The organism is Pigmentiphaga sp. (assembly GCF_019689535.1).
Classification (GTDB): Bacteria; Pseudomonadota; Gammaproteobacteria; order Burkholderiales; family Burkholderiaceae_B; genus Pigmentiphaga.
Map to the genome: position 1 here is coordinate 1 of NZ_JADGHH010000050.1, position 20008 is coordinate 20008.

A 20008-nucleotide genomic window follows, 5' to 3' on the forward strand; every position below is an offset into this window, starting at 1 on the left:
TATACCCCCCCGGGGGGGCAGGGCCCCGCTTATCGGGGGGGGGGCGGCCGCACCCCGAGGCGCCCCCGATCCCGCGGCGGCCGCCAAACAGGCGGCCGGAACTGATGATGGTTGGACGCGCCTCGGCGCGTCGGGGGCGAAAGATTAATTGACGACTTGCGCCAGCTTGCCGGACGCGTAGTCCGCGGCCATGACGCTCAGCGGGATGGGCTTGATCTTGCTGGCGTTGCCCGCCGTGCCAAACTGGGTGTAACGCTCCACGCAAATCTTCTTCGCAGCGGCGCGGGCCGGCTTGAGGTACTCGCGCGGATCGAACTTCGAGGGATTCTCGGTCAGGAACTGGCGGATCGCGGCCGTCATCGCCAGGCGGATGTCGGTGTCGATGTTGATCTTGCGCACGCCATACTTGATGGCTTCCTGGATTTCCTCGACCGGCACGCCATAGGTTTCCTTCATGTCGCCACCGTACTGGCGGATCGTGGCCAACAGGTCCTGCGGCACGCTGGAGCTGCCGTGCATGACCAAGTGGGTGGTCGGCAGGCGACGATGGATTTCCTTGATGCGGTCGATGGCCAGGATGTCGCCGCTGGGCTTGCGGGAGAACTTGTAGGCGCCATGGCTGGTGCCGATGGCGATGGCCAGGGCGTCGATCTGGGTGCGCTTGACGAAATCAGCGGCCTGTTCAGGATCGGTCAGCAGCTGATCGCGGGTCATGGTGCCTTCGGCGCCGTGCCCGTCTTCCTTGTCGCCCTTCATGGTTTCCAGCGAGCCGAGGCAGCCCAGTTCGCCTTCCACCGAAATACCCTGGACGTGCGCCATCTCCACGACTTTACGCGTGACTTCGACGTTGTAGTCGTATTCGGCGATGGTCTTGCCGTCTTCGCGCAGCGAACCGTCCATCATCACGCTCGAGAAGCCCAGCGCAATGGCGCCCCTGCAAACCTCGGGCGACTGGCCGTGGTCCTGGTGCATGACCACGGGAATGTGGGGATAGGACTCGATCGCGGCCGCGATGAGCGCCTTCAGAAAGCCTTCGCCAGCATATTTGCGAGCGCCGGCCGACGCTTGCATGATGACGGGGCTGTTGGTTTCGTCGGCCGCTTCCATGATCGCCTGGACCTGTTCCAGGTTGTTGACGTTGAAGGCCGGGATGCCATAGCCATTTTCCGCCGCGTGGTCGAGCAGTTGACGCATGGAAACGAGTGCCATTGTGAACTCCTGATTGAAAAATCTTGTGTGGGCATCAGCCGTGCTGGCCTATCCGCACGATTTTTAGAGTATTGGTTCCGCCTGGCGACCCCATGGGTTCGCCCACCGTGAAAACGACTAAATCGCCGGGTTCGGCCACCCCCTTCTCCACCAGTAATTTCTCGGCCGCCAGCAGCGAGGCGTCCCGATCGCCCGACTCTTCCAGGTGCAGCGTCCGTACGTTGCGGTATAGCGCTACTTTACGCTGGGTCGTCACGCGGGGGGTCAGCGCGTAAATAGGTGTTGCACTGTCATGCCGGCTCATCCACAAGGTGGTGGCGCCCGAATGCGTCAGCGCGCAAATGGCCTTGCACCGAAGGTGATGGGCCGTGAACAGCGCGCCATAGGCGATGGATTGGTCCACCCGATGGAAGGTCTGGTCGAGGAAGTCCTTGTCCAGCTCGAAATGCTGCGACTTTTCCGCTTCCAGGCATATCGACGCCATGGCTTCGACCGTCTCCACCGGATAGCGCCCTATGGCGGTCTCGGCCGAAAGCATGACAGCGTCGGTGCCGTCCAAGACGGCATTGGCCACGTCCGACACCTCGGCCCGCGTCGGCATCGCGTTGACGATCATGGATTCCATCATCTGCGTGGCCGTGATGACGGTACGGTTGTGCAAACGCGCGAGCCGGATCATGCGCTTTTGCAGCGCGGGCACGGCCGCCGCCCCCACCTCCACCGCCAGGTCGCCGCGCGCCACCATGATGCCGTCGGAGGCTTCGATGATCTCCTCCAACGCCGCGATGGCCTCGGCACGCTCGATCTTGGCGATGAGCTGCGGCCGGGCGCCGATCTGCGCACCGGCAATGGCCACGAGCTGGCGCGCCATTTCGATGTCGGTACGGTTCTTGGGAAAGCTGACGGCGATGTAGTCCACCCCCATCTGCACCGCGGACCGGATGTCCTCCATGTCCTTGCCGGTGAGGGCCGGTGCGGTCAGGCCGCCACCTTGGCGATTGATGCCCTTGTTGTTGGACAGCTCGCCGCCGACCAGGACCTCGGTATGGATTTCGGATCCCGCCACGCGGGTGACGCGCAGGCGAATCAACCCGTCGTTCAGCAGCAGGATGTCCCCGGCTTGCACGTCGCGGGGCAGGTCGGGATAGTCCAGGCCGACGCGGCTAGCGTCGCCCAGCTCACATGTGGCATCGAGGACGAAGGGCTGGCCGGGCTCGAGCTGCACCTTGCCTTCGGCGAATTTGCCGATGCGGATCTTGGGGCCTTGGAGGTCGGCCATGATCGCGACTTCGCGATCACAGGCGAGCGCTGCGGCGCGCACCAGGCCGGCGCGCGCCGCGTGGTCTTCCGCGGTGCCGTGCGAAAAATTGAGCCGCACTACGTCGACGCCGGCGCGGATCATCCGCGCCAGCGTATCGGCCGAGCTCGAGGCCGGGCCAAGCGTAGCCACGATTTTCGTGGCGCGAGCGGAAGGTCTGTCCACAGGCTCAGGCGCCTTGTGCGGCGCGCTCCTCCAAGATAGCGACCGCGGGGAGCGCCTTGCCTTCCAGGAACTCGAGGAAGGCGCCGCCGCCGGTCGAGATATACCCAACCTGGTCTGCGATGCCGTACTTCGCGATCGCCGCCAGCGTATCACCACCCCCGGCAATGGAGAAAGCCGGCGACGCGGCGATGGCCCGCGCCAGCGTCTCCGTGCCGCGCGAGAAGGCGTCGAACTCGAACACGCCCACCGGGCCGTTCCAGACGATCGTGCCCGCCGCCTTGAGCAGGCCGGCCAGGCGCTCGGCCGAGACCGGCCCGATGTCCAGGATCATATCGTCGTCGGCCACTGCGTCGGCGGACTTGGTCTGCGCCTCGGCGTCGGCAGAGAACGCCTTGGCGCAAACCACGTCGGTCGGGATGGGCACGGCGGCGCCGCGCTTTTCCATGACCTCGATGATGGCCTTGGCTTCCTCCACCAAATCGGGCTCGGCCAACGACTTGCCGATGGGCAGCCCCTTCGCCAGCATGAAGGTATTGGCGATGCCGCCGCCCACGATCAGCTGATCCACCTTGTCGGCCAGGCTCTTGAGGATGGTGAGCTTGGTCGACACCTTGGAGCCGGCGACGATGGCCACCAGCGGCCGCTTGGGCGACTGCAGGGCGCGGCCCAGCGCGTCGAGCTCGGCCGCGAGCAGCGGACCGGCGCACGCGACGGGCGCGAACCGCGCGATGCCGTGCGTCGTGGCCTCGGCACGGTGGGCCGTGCCGAACGCATCGTTGACGTAGACGTCGCACAGCGCGGCCATCTTGCGGGCCAGCGCCTCGTCGTTCTTTTTCTCGCCCTTGTTGACGCGGCAGTTCTCGAGCAGCACGACTTGCCCGGGCGCGACGTCGACGCCGTCCACCCAGTCAGTGACGAGCTGCACAGGCTTGCCGAGCAGTTCGGAAAGGCGCTTGGCCACGACCGCCAGCGAATCGGCGGGGGTCAGCGTGCCCTCGGTCGGACGGCCCAGGTGCGACGTCACCATGACGGCGGCGCCGGCGCCGAGCGCCAGCTCGATGCCCGGCACCGACGCACGGATGCGCGTGTCTTCGGTGATGTTGCCCTGGTCGTCCAGCGGTACGTTCAGGTCGGCGCGGATGAACACCCGCTTGCCGGCCAACTCGCCCTTGGCCGCCAGATCGGCCAGCTTGATGACCTTGCCCATGGCCTTACTTCGCCGACATCAGCGCCACGGTGGTGTCCAGCATGCGGTTGCTGAAGCCCCACTCGTTGTCGTACCACGACGAGACCTTGACCAGGTTGCCGTTGACCTTGGTCAGGGTGGCGTCGAACGTGCTGGAGGCAGGATCGTGGTTGAAGTCGGACGAAACCAGCGGCTCGGTCGAATAATTCAAGATGCCCTTGAGCGAGCCTTCCGCGGCTTCCTTCAGGATGGCATTGACTTCTTCGACGGTCGTGTCGCGCTTGGCCACGAAGGTGAGGTCGACGATGGAAACGTTGATGGTCGGGACGCGGATGGCGTAGCCGTCCAGCTTGCCGTTGAGCTCGGGCAACACCAGGCCGACCGCGGCGGCGGCGCCGGTCTTGGTCGGGATCATGTTTTGCGTGGCCGAGCGGGCACGGCGCAGGTCTTCGTGGTAGACGTCGGTCAGCACTTGGTCGTTGGTGTAGGCGTGGACGGTCGTCATCAGGCCCGAGACGATGCCCAGCTTGTCATGCAGCGGCTTGACCAGCGGAGCCAGGCAGTTGGTGGTGCACGAAGCGTTCGAGATGACGGTGTGCTCTTTGCGCAGCACGTCGTGGTTCACGCCGTAGACGACGGTGGCGTCCACGTCCTTGCCGCCGGGGGCCGAGATCACGACTTTCTTGGCGCCGCCCTTCAGGTGGGCGCTGGCCTTCTCCTTGCTGGTGAAAAAGCCCGTGCATTCGAGCACCACGTCGACGCCCAGCTCGCCCCAGGGCAGCTCGGCCGGGTTGCGGTTGGCCAGCACGCGGATCTTGTCGCCGTTGACCACCATGTAGTCGCCCTCGACCGAGACCTGGCCAGGGAAGCGTCCGTGGGCCGTGTCGTAGCGCGTCAGGTGCGCGTTGGTCTTGGGATCGCCCAGGTCGTTGATGGCGACGATTTCGATGTCGTGCTTCTTGCCCCCTTCATAGTGGGCGCGCAGGACGTTGCGGCCGATGCGGCCATAACCATTGATCGCGACACGGATAGTCATGGTGTTTTTCCTTTGATGAAAAGAATCTGTGACGACGTTGGTGGATGCCCCACTAGCCCACCAGCTTCCGGACGGCGTCTGCGACCCGTTCGGCGGTGAATCCGAAATGCTTGAACAACACCCCGGCCGGCGCGGATTCGCCATAGGTGTCTATGCCGATGACTTCGCCGTCCAGGCCCACGTACTTGCGCCAATAGTCGGTCACGCCCGCCTCGACCGCAACGCGCGGCAGGTTGCGCGGCAGCACGTGCTGGCGCCATGCTTCGTCCTGCCGGTCGAATACCTGGGTGCAGGGCATGGAAACCACCCGCACGAAGATTTCTTCCTTGGCCAACAACTCCTGCGCCGCCAGCGCCAGCGCCACCTCCGAGCCCGTGGCGATGATGACCGCGCGCGGGTTCAGCGCATCGCGCAGTACATAGCCGCCGCGTGCGATATCCGCGATGGTGGCTTGGTCGCGCTCGACGAAAGGCAGGTTCTGGCGCGACAGCAGCAGCGCCGTCGGGCCACCGGCCTTCACGTCCATGCCGACGCTGGCGGGGCGGCTCACCGCCGCGCCCCAGGCGACCGCGGTCTCGGTGGTATCGCACGGACGCCAGACTTCCAGGTTAGGGATGAGGCGCAGGCTCGCCGCGTGCTCGATGGATTGGTGGGTCGGGCCGTCTTCGCCCAGGCCGATGGAGTCGTGCGTGAAGACATGCACCACGCGTTGCTTCATCAGCGCCGCCATGCGCAGCGCATTGCGGGAGTAGTCGGAGAACGTGAGGAAGGTGCCACCGTAGGGCAAATAGCCGCCGTGGAGCGCCACGCCGTTCATGATCGCGGCCATGCCGAACTCACGCACGCCATAGTTGATGTGGCGGCCGAACTGGATGCCGTCGGCGCCCGCGCGCACTGCCTGGACACCCTTCCAGTCGGTGTAATTGGAACCGGTCAGGTCTGCCGATCCGCCCAGCAGCTCGGGCAACATGTCGGCCAGCGCAGCGATGCAGAACTGCGAGGCCTTGCGCGTGGCCACGGTTTCCTGCTTGCGGTTGGTCTCGGCCACGAACTCAGCGAACCGCTCGGCGAAATCGGCCGGCAATTCGCCGCGCATGCGGCGCCGGAACTCGGCCGCCTCTTGTGGATACTGCGCCGCGTATTGGTCGAACAACGTATTCCACTCGCCCTCGAGTTTCGCGCCCTTGGCCTTGGCGTCCCAGAACGCGTACACCTCGGGCGGGACCTCGAACGGCTCGTGCGCCCAGCCGATGGCGGCACGGGTGGCGGCGATTTCCTTGTCGCCCAGCGGCGACCCGTGGACCTTGTCGGTCCCGGCCATGGTCGGCGCACCCTTGCCGATCACGGTGCGGCATTCGATCAAGGTCGGCCCACCGCCCTTGCCGGCTTGCGCCTTCGCCTGCGCGATCGCGGCATCGACGGCCCCGGCGTCGTGGCCGTCGACATTGCGGATCACGTTCCAGCCGTAGGCTTCGAAACGCTTGGCGGTGTCGTCGGCGAACCAATACTTGACCTCGCCGTCGATGGAAATGCCGTTCGAGTCATATAGCACGATGAGCTTGGAGAGCTTGAGCGTGCCGGCCAGCGAAGCAACCTCGTGCGAGATGCCTTCCATCAGGCAGCCGTCGCCGACGAAGGCATACGTGAAGTGATCGACGATGGGCAATCCGGGGCGGTTGAACTCGGCGGCCAGCAGCGCTTCGGCGAGCGCCATGCCGACGGCGTTGGAGATGCCCTGCCCGAGCGGCCCGGTGGTGGTTTCCACCCCCGGCGTGATGCCCACTTCCGGATGGCCTGGCGTCTTGGAATGCAGCTGGCGGAAGTTGCGCAGCTCATCCATGGGCAGGTCGTAGCCGGTGAGGTGGAGTAGCGAATAAATCAGCATCGAACCGTGGCCGTTCGACAACACGAAGCGGTCGCGATCAGGCCAGGCCGGGTTGGAGGGGTTGTGGCGCAGGTGCCCATGCCAGAGCGCCAAAGCGATTTCAGCCATGCCCATCGGCGCGCCGGGGTGACCGGAATTGGCCTTCTGGACAGCATCCATGGACAGCGCGCGGATGGCGTCCGCCATGTTCAGTTGGGGGGCGGCTTGATTGCTCATGAGACACTCTTTCTGGGCCGAAAAGCCCGCTGCTACAAAGCTTTCGAGTTTAACATTCGTCTACGCCCCCCGCCTTTTCCCGGGGCGTGGCGCTTGTCAAAAGTTACATCGAACACGTATCCATGCCTCTCCCCCGTTTTCACGTCGATCTTTCGTTGCAGCCCGGCGCGCGCCTGGCCCTGCCCGATTCCGTCACCCACCATGCCCTGCGCGTGCTCCGGCTGCGCGAGGGCGACGAGGTCGTGCTCTTCGACGGCCGGGGCGGCCAATATTCGGCCCGGCTGGAGATCCAAGGCAAACAGGCCTACGCCCAGCTGGGCGCCTACGATCCGCGCGAAGCCGAGCTGCCGGGCCGGGTCATCCTGGCGCAGGCCTTGCCTTCGGGCGACAAAATGGACTGGGTGGTGGAAAAAGCGGTCGAAGTCGGTGCCGCGGCGATCCAACCGCTGGCGGCCGCGCGCAGCGTGTTGCGCCTTTCCGGGGAGCGCCTGGAGAAACGCGTGCAGCACTGGCGCCGCGTGGCCATTGCGGCAAGCGAACAATGCGGCCGCAACCGCATCGCCGACGTCGGCGCCCCGATCACGCCCCAGCAGTGGCTGGAACGCCCGGTGGAAGACGGCACCGTTCGATTGCTATGCGACCCTGACGCCGAATTGCGCCTGACCGAATGGGCGGCCGGGGTAGGCACGCCCCCGACCACGATCGAGCTGCTGGTCGGCCCGGAGGGTGGTTGGTCCAACGAAGAATACGCCCTCGCGCGCGAGCACGGCGTGTGCATGGTCCGCTTCGGGGACCGCATCCTGCGCACCGAAACCGCGGGCACTGCACTGATTTCCGCGCTCAGCGCCAAGCTGGGGTGGGTCTGACGCAACGCCAAGGTGCGGCAGCGCCAGGCCCATGCCACGACCTCCCGCCCTTCAGATTACCCCGCATGCGGTGCGCGCGCCGCCTCCGCCGAGCGGGGCGGGATGGTCGGAGTGATTGTCGCCGCCCTGGTGGATCATGAGCGAACGCCCCTTTAGGTCTGACAGCGACTTCAGCCGAGGGGCGAGGACGGGATAGCTGGCCTTGCCTTCGGCATCCACGTACAGGGCCGGCAAATCGCCCAGGTGCGCTTCGTCGTCCCAAGGCGCGCCGTGCTTGCCGGTTTTCTTGGGATCGAGATGCCCACCAGCCGCGAGCGCGGCCACCGGCTTGCCGTCCTGCTGCCCCGGGTCGCAGCTGGGATTGGTATGCACGTGGAAACCGTGCATGCCGGGAGCCAAGCCCGAGAGCGCCGGCGTAAAGACCAGCCCGTACGGGGTCTCCTTGACCGTCACGGTGCCGAGGCTGCGCCCCGTGCCCTGCGCATCGACGGCCGACATGGAAATGGACAGATCCGCGAACGCCGGGGCGCTGACCAGGAACGACGCCAATAACACGAACCCCACACGGTGCTTCATCGATCACTCCTTTGGCTAAATGCCGGCTTCAGCCGGCGGAAGACGGGCCCACGGGCTCGGCGGCGCTATCGGCGCGTTCGAGGATAAAGGCAAACGTCTTGCCGTTCTCGCGCGCGAACTCGACGACGTCTTCGCCCACCTGGGCGATGGCGGCCGCATGCTCGGCCAGGCCCGGATCATCCTGGCGCACGTGGCGCAGCGCCAGCACCATGCCGACCTCCTGGTCGAGCACGGTGTCGCACAGGCAATCGTAGAGGGCGTCGAGGTTGCCGCCGAAATGTTCTGGAAAATCCACCGTATTGGCGATCGCGCGCAGCACAGCGGATTTGCTCTTGGCGCGCGAACAGTCGACTTCAAACAGCGCCAGGTTCGACTCTTGCGCGGCGCGCTTGAGCATCCGCGCGTCGACCCCCTGGTCATACAAGGCTCCGCCAGTCTTGAGGCACTCGCTCAGCTTTCTCGAGTTCAACGACATGGATCACTCCCGTATGCGCCGGAACGACGCGTAGTGATCAGACGTATACCAATATTCGCCGCTGGTGGCCGGGTCGCCGGTATCGCCCTTGCCGGCAACGATACGCCTGGCGCCTCGGTTGCGGGCGCCCGGGGTGGGCACGGTGTACTCGGTATAGTACCCACGAGGCCGCAAGGGCAAAAGCCGCTCACGGTTATAAAACGTCACCCCGTCACGCGGATGCGTGAACCGGTGGCCGGCCCGGATCTTCGCCAGCACCTCCCGCGCTTCCGGAGGCAGGTCTCGCACTGAGATGGTGTCGGGCGCTTTCGCGGCCCAGCCGGCCGCCCCTAGGACCAAGGCCAGCAAGCCCACTGCCAGCCACGCCATGATGCGGCCGACGGCGGGCAAGGCGCGCGCCGGCCGGAAACTGCTCCTGCTAGACATCGCTATTCCTCGTCAGTGCGGAAGAAAGCCAGAACCTCCGAACTGCGCACGAGCGTATCGCCAAACCCCAGGTCGATCAACTCGCGGGTGTAGTCCGACTCGAACAAGAGGTAGGACGCCAGCGTCGCCCCGCTCAACTCGCCCGGCACCGCAGAAACGCCCATGCCGCGCAGCAGCGAGCGCATGGCCGGTGGCAGGCTGTCTTGGTGGCGGGCGGCGATTTCGTCCAGGGGCCGGCTGGGCGAGATCGTCAGCACCCTGATGGGGCGGAGCGGTCCCTTCCAACGTTCTTCGGGCGGCAGCCGCGACAGCAGGTGGTTGACGCGTTCTATCCCCTCGATGTCGGAATCCAGGCTGTCGAGGAAAATGTTCGACAACGCGTGGCCGCCAATCTGCGCCAGGCTGGGATATGTTGCCGAGCTCGTCCGGCGATGCGGGTCGACCTCGGAATGGCCGCCACTGATGATCAGCACCCTGCGCGCGCCAAGGTGGATCGCGGGGCTGATCGGTGCAAGTTGCCGCATGGAGCCGTCACCGCACCACTCCGGCTCGCCATGCACCAGCAGCCGGCGGGCGGGAAAAACGAATGGAATGGCGCTCGAGGCGAGCAGGTGCTCGATGCCGATGTCCGCGCGCACGGCGGTCCTCAGCGAACGGCTCCAGGGCTCGATCTCGTAGGCGGATTGATAGAAAGTGATGTGCTGGCCCGAGGTATAGCCGGTGGCACCTATGGCCAGCGCCTGCAGCACGCCGTCCGCCAAGTTCGCGCCCAGCCGGTCGAAGTCCAGCACTTCCTGCAGCAGATCGCTGAGCGGCTGGTTATCCAGCAAGGAGGGCTGCTTGCGCCGCCCCACGCGCGCCAGCATCATGGCGAACGCCAGCATGGAGAGCCAATTGCTGGCGAAGCGGGGTGTCTTGAGCACATCCGTCCGATAGACCTGGCCGGCGTGGAAATTTCCCCACACCTCCAGCATGCGGTCTACCGTCTGGGGTAGGTGATGCGCGCCGCATGCCAGCACGGCGGCATTGATGGCGCCGGCGGACGTGCCGCAGAGGATGTGGAATGGGTTGGCCCGCAGGCTGCCCGGGCGTTCGCCCAGGATGCGGACGAGGGCCTTGAGCACGCCCACCTGGTAGGCGGCGCGTGCGCCGCCTCCGGACAGTACCAGGCCCGTGCAAGCCGGCCGCAGCGCCGGCACCGAGGGCGCCCGTGCGCCCCCCTGGCCGTGTTTACCGGATTCCGCTGCCATCCAGACGCGAGGCGTTCGCATCCATGACCGTCAGTGCGGTCATGTTGATGATGCGCCGCACCGTCGAGCTGGCGGTCAGGATATGGACCGGGGCCTTGCAGCCGAGCAGGATGGGGCCGATGGCGACGTTGTTGCCAGCCGCTGTCTTGAGTAGGTTGTAGGCGATGTTGGCCGATTCGATGGTGGGGCACACCAGCAGATTGGCCTCGCCCTTGAGCGTGCTGTCGGGCATGATCCGGTTGCGGATCGCCTCGTTGATGGCGCTGTCGCCGTGCATCTCGCCGTCGACTTCCAGCCACGGCGCGCGCTCCTGGATCAAGGCGAGCGCTTCGCGCATCTTGACCGCCGACGCCGAGTCGCTGGAACCGAAATTCGAGTGCGACAGCAGCGCGGCCTTGGGCTCGACGCCCAGGCGCTTCATTTCCTCCGCCGCCATGATGGTGATCTCGGCGACCTGGTCGGCGGTGGGATTCTCGTTCACGTGCGTATCCACCAGCACCACCGTGCGCTGGGGCAGCACGAGGAAGTTCATCGCCGCGTAGACTTTCGCCTCCGGCTTGCGTCCGATGACTTCGTCGATGAACTTGAGGTGGTTGGTGTAAGGCCCCACCGTGCCGCAAATCATGCCGTCGGCGTCGCCTTGGTGGACCATCATGGCGCCAATCAGCGTCAGGCGGCGACGCATCTCGATCTTCGCGTATTCCTTGGTGATGCCTTTGCGCTTGGTCATCTCCCAGTAGGCCTGGGAATAGTGGCGATGGCGCTCGTCGAACTCGGTGTTGGTGACTTCCACGTCATGCCCCAGGCGCAGGCGCAGGCCAAGTTTCTCGATGCGCTTGGCGAGCACTGCCGGACGCCCCACCAGGATGGGCTTGGCCAGGCCGTCGTCCACCACGGCCTGCACCGCCCGCAGGACGCGCTCATCCTCGCCTTCGGTGTACACGATGCGGGCTTTCCCGCCTTCGCGCACCGTGCGGCGCGCCGCACCGTACAGCGGACGCATGAACGCGCCGGAGTGGTAAACGAACTGCTGGAGCTGCTCGACATAGGCATCCATGTCGGCGATGGGCCGGGTGGCGACGCCGGAATCCATCGCGGCGCGCGCCACGGCAGGAGCGATGCGCACGATCAGGCGCGGATCGAACGGCTTGGGGATGAGGTACTCGGGGCCGAACGACAAATCATTGACGTCGTACGCGGCAGCGACGATCTCGCTTTGCTCTTGCCGCGCCAGCTCGGCGATGGCGTGCACCGCCGCGATTTCCATTTCGCGCGTGATGGTGGTGGCGCCCACGTCCAGCGCGCCCCGGAAAATGTACGGGAAGCACAGCACGTTGTTGACCTGGTTCGGATAATCCGAACGGCCGGTGGCGATCACGGCATCGTCGCGCACCGACTTGACCACTTCCGGCAGCACTTCCGGCGTGGGATTGGCGAGCGCCAGGATGAGGGGTCGCTTGGCCATCGCCGCGACCATTTCCGGCTTGAGCACGCCCCCGGCAGACAAGCCGAGGAACACGTCCGCGCCCTGGATCACCTCGCCGAGCGTGCGCTTGTCGGTTTCCTTGGCGAAGCGCTCCTTGTCGGGATCCATCAGCGTGGGCCGCCCTTTCCACACCACGCCATCGATGTCGGTGACCCAGATGTTCTCGATGGGCAGCCCCAAGTCCACCAACAGGTTCAGGCACGCCAGGGCCGCGGCACCCGCGCCCGAGCTGACGAGCTTGACCTCTTCGATCTTCTTGCCCACCACGGCCAGGCCATTGATGACCGCGGCAGCCACGGTGATCGCGGTGCCGTGCTGGTCGTCGTGGAACACGGGGATCTTCATCCGCTCGCGGGCCTTGCGCTCGACCTCGAAGCACTCAGGCGCCTTGATGTCTTCCAGGTTGATGCCGCCGAAGGTCGGCTCCAGCGCTGCGATGATGTCGACCAGTTTGTCGGGGTCGGTTTCGTTGACCTCGATGTCGAACACATCGATGCCGGCGAACTTCTTGAACAGGACGGCCTTGCCTTCCATCACGGGCTTAGAGGCCAGGGCGCCTATGTTGCCGAGGCCGAGCACTGCCGTGCCGTTCGAAATCACGCCCACCAGGTTGCCGCGCGCGGTATAGCGGAAGGCCGCGGCCGGATCGTCGACAATGGCCTCGCAGGCCGCAGCCACCCCCGGGGAATAAGCCAGCGCCAAGTCGCGCTGGTTGACGAGTTGCTTGGTCGGAACAATGGAGATCTTGCCCGGCCGGCCTTGCTCGTGGTATTCGAGGGCGGCCTTGCGCAGATTGGGATCGAGGGGTTGAGCCATTGGAAGAAACGCCCCGGTGGGGGTCACACAAAGTTATGCGAGGAACGGATTATCCGCCCCCCGCAGGGGTTAGACAACCGACGAGGGGAAAACGCACCCGACGTCGAACGTAGTTTTGACGACGGCGTCGATCCGGTCGGAGGGCATTTCGCGCCCGGAACGCTTATCGTCCTGCTCGGGTACTGCCAGGGCGGGCGGCGGCAGGCCCGCATCGCGCAACCGCAGCCTGAGCCGCGCCGCCCAGGCCAGCGTCCCTTCGCTGCCGAGCAGCAAATGCGCAAGATTGGGCGCCGGGGCAGCCTCGCCCGGGCCTGGTTTCGGGACCAGCGCGTCGATGCGATAGCCGGCCGGCCAGGCCGGCTCCTCCAGCATGGCTGTCACGACCGGGTCGGCGGCCAGTTGGAACAACTCGGAAACCAGCTGCCGGCCAGCCGCCGAGCGCAAGGGACGGGTCGAGTCCACGCCAAAGGGCCCCAGCTGCTCGAACGAACCGTCGGCCAGCATGACCAGCGCCGCATCAAGCCCAGAGTCCCGGCAACGCCCGGGTAGCCAGCCACGCGTGCGCTCCAGCCAGGCACCTACGGACTCGTCATCCGCCCCTGCTGCGTGCCAGCGCCAGCTCGTGGCGGAAAGGCGCGAGCGCAGCTCCCCCAGGAGGCACCCGGCCTGCACGATCACGACGCCCGCGCGCTCGTCGACCGCCTCGATCGCGGCGAACTTGCTCACGTCGAGCCGCAACCACGCACGGTCGGCCGGCAAGGCGCTTTCCCGCGCGCCGGATGGGACGAGGAGCACACCGAACTCCCTGCACAGTGCACTGGCGTGGTAAACGTCTTCCTCGCGGCCGACCACCAGGCGCCCCCGCCCGGGCGCACCCGGCGTTGGCGTCTCGTCGAGCACCTGCCCGCGCGCCATGCGGGCCAGGCGTTGGCAAAAGGCGGGCCAAGGCGCATCGGTGAGCATGCGCGGCAGGAAAAAAGCGCGTCGGCCGGGTTTCATGACGGAAAATCCGGCAACCCGTCCGATCCAGCCCGGGCGCGGCCCCCTCCGGCTCCGCGGGGAGCCTCCGGCGGAAACAGCGCAGCGGTAAACAGATCGAGCAGGACCATGACCGCATTGTAGCGGGCTTGCGGCTTAGGGCGCTTGCGCACGCCCGGGCCTGGGTCCCGCGGCCTTGCAAAGCCGCACTAATATGGAGGTTGGAACGCTGCAACGCCGCAGCGCTCGCCGCCCGTCAACTTTGTTTTCCCTATCATGCTTCGCCTTTCTCCCCGCATCGCCCACATCGCCCCCTTCTACGCCATGGAAGTCGTCAAACAGGCGGCCGCCTTGCAGGCCGAAGGGCGAGACATCGTACAGATGAGCATCGGGGAACCGGATTTCACCGCCATTCCCGCCGTGGTCGAAGCCCTGCAGCGCGCCACCCGCGAAGGCAAGACCCAGTACACGGAAGCAGTCGGCATTGCCCCCCTGCGCGAGGCGATCGCCGGTTTCTACCGCACCCGCTTCGGGGTCGGGGTGGACCCGTCGCGCATCATCGTCACGGCCGGCGCCTCGGGCGCATTGATGCTTGCCTGCACGGCGCTGGTCGACGTGGGCGCCCAGGTGCTGATGCCCGATCCGACCTACCCCGCAAACCGCCACATCGTGACGGCGGCCGGAGGCGAACCCGTACTGATTCCGGCGGGTCCCGAAGATCGCTTCCAACTCTCGGCCGACCACATTCGGCGCCACTGGACGGCACGCACTGCGGGCGTGATCGTGGCGTCGCCGAGCAACCCGACCGGCACTTCCATCGCGCCGCATGCGCTTGCCGAGCTGGTGGAGGAAGTACGCAGGCGCGACGGCTTCACCATCGTCGACGAAATCTATCTCGGCCTGAGCTACGAAGGAGACCGGCGTTCGGCGCTCGCCTTGGGCGACGACCTGATCATCGTCAACAGTTTCTCCAAGTACTTCCACATGACCGGCTGGCGCCTGGGGTGGCTCGTCGTCCCCCAGCAACTGGTGCCCGCCTTCGAGAAGCTCGCCCAGAACCTGGTGATCTGTGCGTCGGCGCCGGCCCAACATGCCGCGCTCGCCTGTTTTCTCCCGGAATCACTCGACATTTTCGAGACGCGCAAGGAAGCGTTCCGCCAACGCCGCGACTACCTGCTGCCGGAATTGGAGCGCTTGGGGCTGTGCGTCCCGGTCAAGCCTGACGGCGCTTTCTATATATATAGCGACATACGCGCGCACGCCTCCGACAGCGCCAGCTTCGCCCAACGTCTCTTGCACGAAGCCGGCGTATGCGCCGTCCCGGGCCTGGATTTCGGGTCTGCCGAAACCGCCGCGTATCTGCGCTTTTCATACGCGACCGATCTGGCGCGCCTGCAGGAAGCCGTGGCACGCATGAGCAAGATGCTGGGTTGATGTCACACTCTCGCGTGCGCGCTTGTCATGTCAGTCCGAACGGCAATGTTGCAGGAGACGACCATGGCAAACCATCCCGTCGCAAACATCGATGCACGCGCGAAATGCGTCACCCTCGTCAACGTCTATGACGTCGAGCCGGAAAAACAGGCGGAGCTGATCCGCGCACTGTCGGAAGCCACCGAACGCGTCATCCGGCATCAGCCCGGGTTCGTGTCGGTCAGCCTCCACCGCAGCCTGGACGGCGGCAAGGTGGTGAACTACGCGCAATGGAAGTCGAAGGAACACTTCGAAAACTTCATGAAGCACCCTGCCACCCAGGAGCAGCTCAAGCGCTTCGCCAGCCTTGCCAAGGGCGTGTCGCCTGCGCTCTATGAAGTGAGCGCCGTCCATGCCGAACCGGATCACGCGGCATGACCGTGGCACAGACGGACCCCGGCTTGTCGCACCTCCGGGCCCGGCTCATCCGGCTGGCATACCGGATGCTGGGTTCGGTCGCGGAAGCCGAAGACGTGGTGCAGAATGCATACCTGCGCTGGCTGGCCACCGATCGGAGCAAAGTCCGCGAACCGGCGGCTTTGCTCCATACCGTCGTCACGCGCCTGTGCCTGAACGAGCTCAAGTCCGCCCGCCGCCGCAGGGAGCTCTATACCGGCCCATGGCTGCCCGAGCCTTTGCCGGACCCCGACGAGCCGGAAACCCGCGACGACATCACGTTCGCCCTGATGATCGCGCTGGAACGGCTGTCGCCGCTAGAACGCGCCGCATTTCTACTGCACGATGTCTTCGGGTGGGACTTCGATGCCGTTGCGCGCACCATCAACCGGGAGCCGGCGACCTGCCGGAAGCTGGCAAGCCGGGCCCGGACCCACATCCAGGCCGCGCGCCCGCGCTTCCCGGTGAGCAGGGAACAAGGCCAGGAAATTGCCGCGGCGTTCTTCGCGGCCTCCCGTTTCGGCGACATGGAGCGCCTGCGCGCACTTCTAGCCGAAGGTGTGACAGCCCATGCCGACGGCGGCGGAAAGGTTCCCGCCTCGCTTCACCCCTTGGCGGGGATCGACGCGGTGCTTGAGCGCCACGCGCAACTCGCCGCCGAATTCGCCCGCGCGCCGTCGAAGCTGGTCCGTTATGCCTTCTTCGACGGCCTGCCTGGCTTCGTGACGATCGAAGCTGGGGAGATCGTGCAGCTGACGGCGCTGGAAATAGATGGCGACAAGATTTCGGCCATCTACGTGATGCGCAACCCGGACAAGCTTCGCCACCTCGGGCTCGGTTCGCCCGGGAACCGAGCAGGCCGACGGCAAGCGTAGCAGGATGAAGGGTCGGACGGACGGCATGCCGCGCGGTCGCCTTTCCGGATACACCCGGCGGAAAGGCGACTCCCGGCTTACATGACGGCAGGGGAGCCCGGCTCGGGCTTCTTGACGGACACGGCCTCGGAAGGATTGGCTGGGTTGGACGGTGCAGAAGAGGCAGAGCGGTTGGCAGGTGCCTTGGGCGCCACGACGCCGGGCAGGTCCGGCGGGACGCCTGCCGCGGAAGCCAGGCGCCGGCGTTCGGCCAGGACCTTGTCACCGTAGGGGCTCGAGCCGTCCGGACCGACGCCCACGTACATCCGCAGGCCCGCGGTGAGCGAGCCGCTGCGATCGATGTATTCCTTCAAGATGGACGCGCCGACGCGAATGTTGGCCACCGGGTTCCAAGCCGCCTGCTCGCCGCCGAACGGCTGGAAGCGCTCACGGTGCACGCGCGTCATGACCTGCATCAACCCTTGCGCGCCAACGTGGCTCTCGGCGAAGGGGTTGAAGCCCGATTCAATCGCGATGATGGCCAAAAGCAGCAGGGGATCCAACCCCATCTCGTGGCCCACGCCGTAGGCCGTTGAGATCAGCATGCGCGTCGCCTCGGCGGAAACGCGGTACTTGCGCGAGATATAGCGCCCCAGGGATTCGCTCTGCCCGGCCGAGACTTTTACGACGGGCAACTTCTGCGTGACCTGGCCGTTGCCCATGGAACCCAGGAAAGCCACCGTGTGGCTATGGGCGTGCGCCTTCGAAGAGCCCAAGGCATCCTCCGCATCGGGGTCGGCGAGGGCAACCTCTTCGGATGCGGACGCCTCCGCCCCCACCAACGATGCATAGATTCCGGCGGCCGTGCTACGAAGCCCGGGCACGGACGGGATGACGACGGCAGCAATCAGCGCCGCTAAAACGATATAACCTGCTACTACGCCAGACCACCTGGATGACCCACCCTTCGGATGGGCAGTGGCCTCGTCCATCGACGAACGCGACTGCGCGTCGGGCATGCTTACCTCCCTTGCATAGGCGGGCCTCGGCCATACACGCCCAGGACGGATGCGACCCGAACGTTCACGCCAAGACCTGCTAGGCTGTCCATCGCACCGCCGTCAGGAAGACGGTCGGCACACTTGCATGGCCGCTACCGCGGAGATAGCTGGAAACCATGCCTGTTTCGGGCAGGGAGCGCGCGTGCGCGCTGCTAAGAAGAACTCCAATTTGGTGGGCGCCCGACAGCCCGTTGATTTCAACCCGGTGGTCTGGTCCGCTCTGCGGGGAGCGGTTGGGGCGACGATGCCGGGCGTTTTGCTGAAAGTGCCCGGATTGTAGGAACCGACGAAGGGGAGGTCAACCGCATAATTCCCCATCTTGGTGCACGCCCCACGAAAGCGGCGTCATTGCCATTTTCTATCGAGTCCTGAGCCACCGTATATGGTCAGATCAAAAAAAGTAAGCATACACTCTCCTTCTGAGATCCTAGGTCATTGGGAAGATAGGTAAAATCGGCGCGCCCAACGACTCGGCCATAGGCTGCATGGGGCACTCCGCCCGCGCTAGGCCATCCGCCCAACCCGCCCGCGCGCGGGTTAAAGTGCCGGTTCTGGCCATCCCATCCAGGTTCCTTGCCCGTGAAATACCGCGACCTCAGAGATTTCCTCCAACAGCTCGAACGCCAGGGCGAACTCAAGCGCATCCAGGCCGCGGTCTCCACCCACTTGGAGATCACCGAGATCTGCGACCGCGTACTGCGAGCCGGCGGTCCGGCCCTGCTGTTCGAGAACGTGATGCAACCGGGACGGGGCAAATCCGAGATGCCTGTGCTCGCCAATCTATTCGGGACGCCCCGCCGCGTTGCGCTCGGCATGGGCGCGGATGACGTGGGCGCGCTGCGCGAGGTGGGCGAGCTGTTGGCCAGCTTGCGCGAACCGGAACCGCCGCGTGGACTGCGCGATGCGCTGGGCAAAGTCTCCATGCTCAAGTCGGCGCTCTGGGACATGGCACCCCGGGAAGTCCGCTCGGCGCCTTGCCAGGAAATCGTGCTGGAAGGAGACGACGTCGACCTAACCCGGCTGCCCATCCAGCACTGCTGGCCGGGAGACGTTGCGCCGCTGTTGTCCTGGGGCCTGGTCGTCACGCGCGGGCCCAACCGCAAGCGCCAAAACCTCGGCATCTACCGGCAACAGCCCATCGCCCGCAACAAGCTCATCATGCGTTGGCTGTCTCATCGCGGGGGAGCGCTGGATTTCCGGGAACATGCCCTGGCCTACCCCGGCCGCCCCTTCCCGGTCGCCGTGGCGTTGGGCGCGGACCCGGCCACCCTGCTTGGCGCCGTCACGCCGGTACCCGACGCGCTATCCGAATATCAATTCGCAGGCTTGCTCCGGGGCGCACGCACCGAGGTGGCCCGCTGCTTGGGCAGCGCGCTGACCGTGCCCGCTTCCGCGGAGATCGTGCTCGAAGGCCATTTGCTGCCGTCTTCCGACCCTCGGGCCCGGGCCCCGGAGCCGGCACCCGGCGTCCCGCCGCCGCCCGACAACGGCTACGAGATGGCGTTGGAAGGGCCGTATGGAGACCACACCGGCTATTACAACGAGCAGGACTGGTTCCCGGTATTCACGGTAGACCGCATCACCATGCGCCGCGACGCCATCTACCACTCGACCTATACCGGCAAGCCTCCCGATGAACCGGCCGTCCTGGGCGTAGCGCTCAATGAAGTCTTCACGCCGCTGCTGCAACGCCAGCTGCCCGAAATCGTGGATTTCTACCTGCCGCCCGAAGGCTGCAGCTACCGCCTGGCCATTGTTTCGATCCGCAAGCAATATGCCGGTCACGCCAAGCGCGTCATGTTTGGCATATGGAGCGTGCTGCGCCAGTTCATGTACACCAAGTTCATCGTGGTCGTCGACGACGACATCGACGTGCGCAACTGGCAGGACGTCGTCTGGGCCATTACCACGCGCATGGATCCCGTGCGCGACACATTGCTGGTCGATCGCACGCCCATCGACTACCTGGACTTCGCCTCGCCGGTGTCGGGGCTGGGTGGCAAGATGGGATTAGACGCCACCAACAAGTGGCCGGGAGAAACCGACCGCGAATGGGGACGCCCCATCGAGATGGACGCCTCGGTGAAGAAACGCGTGGACGGCCTGTGGGATCAATTGGGGCTGTGACGACAGGCCGGGCGGATGCCGGCCGTCAGCGTGGGCCAGCGCCGCGGCGGCGCGCCTGGCCGTCTTCCTTGATGGCCCGCCAGAACTTGTAGGCCTGATAGGCGGCGGCCGCGAACCCACCCAGCTTGAGCACCCGGAAGATGCCCCGCGGCCGGACCCGGGCGAGCAGCACGGGCGCTGCCGAAGACACGATGGGGTAACGCCGGAGG

General features: G+C 65.8%; 17 protein-coding genes and 1 pseudogene. 5 read left to right on the forward strand and 13 right to left on the reverse strand.

Features of this window, described 5'->3' with window-relative positions:
• Nucleotides 1–144 precede the first annotated feature (144 nt).
• From fba to tkt, 5 genes are read right to left on the reverse strand one after another with little or no spacing between them, the layout of a single operon-like run.
• Complete coding sequence (gene fba / locus IRZ12_RS06390; protein ID WP_296465900.1) at nt 145–1209, reverse strand: class II fructose-bisphosphate aldolase; 1065 nt, start codon at nt 1207–1209, stop codon at nt 145–147.
• Between the two features lie 34 nt (nt 1210–1243).
• Nucleotides 1244–2692: a pyruvate kinase gene (pyk, locus tag IRZ12_RS06395; RefSeq protein WP_296465903.1), complete on the reverse strand. Its 1449-nt coding sequence runs from the start codon at nt 2690–2692 to the stop codon at nt 1244–1246.
• Nucleotides 2693–2696: 4 nt separating this feature from the next.
• Entirely contained in the window at nt 2697–3899 is a 1203-nt protein-coding gene (locus IRZ12_RS06400) for a phosphoglycerate kinase (protein ID WP_296465907.1), read from the reverse strand.
• A gap of 4 nt (nt 3900–3903) precedes the next feature.
• Nucleotides 3904–4914, reverse strand: a complete 1011-nt coding sequence (gap, locus tag IRZ12_RS06405; protein WP_296465910.1) for a type I glyceraldehyde-3-phosphate dehydrogenase — start codon at nt 4912–4914, stop codon at nt 3904–3906.
• Between the two features lie 52 nt (nt 4915–4966).
• The gene (gene tkt / locus IRZ12_RS06410; RefSeq protein WP_296465913.1) at nt 4967–7015 is read right to left on the reverse strand and encodes a transketolase; all 2049 of its coding nucleotides are present in this window, start codon (nt 7013–7015) and stop codon (nt 4967–4969) included.
• 122 nt (nt 7016–7137) lie between these two features.
• On the opposite strand from tkt, the gene IRZ12_RS06415 reads away from it, so the two are divergent.
• Entirely contained in the window at nt 7138–7881 is a 744-nt protein-coding gene (locus IRZ12_RS06415) for a 16S rRNA (uracil(1498)-N(3))-methyltransferase (RefSeq protein ID WP_296465916.1), read from the forward strand.
• A 51-nt stretch (nt 7882–7932) separates the two neighbouring features.
• Here IRZ12_RS06415 and sodC read toward each other — a convergent pair whose 3' ends face one another.
• From sodC to IRZ12_RS06445, 6 genes are all read right to left on the reverse strand, one after another.
• Entirely contained in the window at nt 7933–8457 is a 525-nt protein-coding gene (sodC, locus tag IRZ12_RS06420; RefSeq protein WP_296465919.1) for a superoxide dismutase [Cu-Zn] SodC, read from the reverse strand.
• A 28-nt stretch (nt 8458–8485) separates the two neighbouring features.
• Complete coding sequence (locus IRZ12_RS06425; RefSeq protein ID WP_296465922.1) at nt 8486–8932, reverse strand: barstar family protein; 447 nt, start codon at nt 8930–8932, stop codon at nt 8486–8488.
• 3 nt (nt 8933–8935) lie between these two features.
• The gene (locus IRZ12_RS06430) at nt 8936–9358 is read right to left on the reverse strand and encodes a ribonuclease domain-containing protein (protein WP_296465925.1); all 423 of its coding nucleotides are present in this window, start codon (nt 9356–9358) and stop codon (nt 8936–8938) included.
• Between the two features lie 2 nt (nt 9359–9360).
• The gene (locus IRZ12_RS06435; protein ID WP_296465928.1) at nt 9361–10608 is read right to left on the reverse strand and encodes a patatin-like phospholipase family protein; all 1248 of its coding nucleotides are present in this window, start codon (nt 10606–10608) and stop codon (nt 9361–9363) included.
• The gene (locus tag IRZ12_RS06440) at nt 10589–12910 is read right to left on the reverse strand and encodes an NADP-dependent malic enzyme (protein WP_296465930.1); all 2322 of its coding nucleotides are present in this window, start codon (nt 12908–12910) and stop codon (nt 10589–10591) included. The genes IRZ12_RS06435 and IRZ12_RS06440 overlap by 20 nt, the downstream gene beginning before the upstream one ends.
• A 69-nt stretch (nt 12911–12979) precedes the next feature.
• Nucleotides 12980–13909 carry an FAD-binding protein gene (locus IRZ12_RS06445; RefSeq protein ID WP_296465934.1) on the reverse strand — a complete coding sequence of 310 codons (930 nt, stop codon included), beginning with the start codon at nt 13907–13909 and terminating at the stop codon, nt 12980–12982.
• 255 nt (nt 13910–14164) lie between these two features.
• Here IRZ12_RS06445 and IRZ12_RS06450 point away from each other — a divergent pair, with 255 nt between their 5' ends.
• The 3 genes from IRZ12_RS06450 (at nt 14165) to IRZ12_RS06460 (ending at nt 16632) form a co-directional block, all read left to right on the forward strand.
• Nucleotides 14165–15322, forward strand: coding sequence for a pyridoxal phosphate-dependent aminotransferase (locus IRZ12_RS06450; protein ID WP_296465936.1), 1158 nt, complete (start codon nt 14165–14167; stop codon nt 15320–15322).
• A 63-nt stretch (nt 15323–15385) separates the two neighbouring features.
• The gene (locus IRZ12_RS06455; protein ID WP_296465939.1) at nt 15386–15739 is read left to right on the forward strand and encodes an antibiotic biosynthesis monooxygenase; all 354 of its coding nucleotides are present in this window, start codon (nt 15386–15388) and stop codon (nt 15737–15739) included.
• On the forward strand, nt 15736–16632 hold the full coding sequence (locus IRZ12_RS06460) for a sigma-70 family RNA polymerase sigma factor (protein ID WP_296465941.1): 897 nt from the start codon (nt 15736–15738) through the stop codon (nt 16630–16632). Before IRZ12_RS06455 ends, IRZ12_RS06460 begins: the two co-directional genes overlap by 4 nt.
• Nucleotides 16633–16709: 77 nt before the next feature.
• On the opposite strand, the gene IRZ12_RS06465 is transcribed toward IRZ12_RS06460, so the two are convergent.
• On the reverse strand, nt 16710–17630 hold the full coding sequence (locus tag IRZ12_RS06465) for a lytic transglycosylase domain-containing protein (RefSeq protein ID WP_296465944.1): 921 nt from the start codon (nt 17628–17630) through the stop codon (nt 16710–16712).
• A 621-nt stretch (nt 17631–18251) separates the two neighbouring features.
• Here IRZ12_RS06465 and IRZ12_RS06470 point away from each other — a divergent pair.
• Nucleotides 18252–19799 carry a UbiD family decarboxylase gene (locus tag IRZ12_RS06470; protein ID WP_296465947.1) on the forward strand — a complete coding sequence of 516 codons (1548 nt, stop codon included), beginning with the start codon at nt 18252–18254 and terminating at the stop codon, nt 19797–19799.
• Between the two features lie 25 nt (nt 19800–19824).
• Here IRZ12_RS06470 and IRZ12_RS06475 read toward each other — a convergent pair.
• Nucleotides 19825–20008: pseudogene (locus tag IRZ12_RS06475) on the reverse strand (hypothetical protein); the annotation flags it as partial.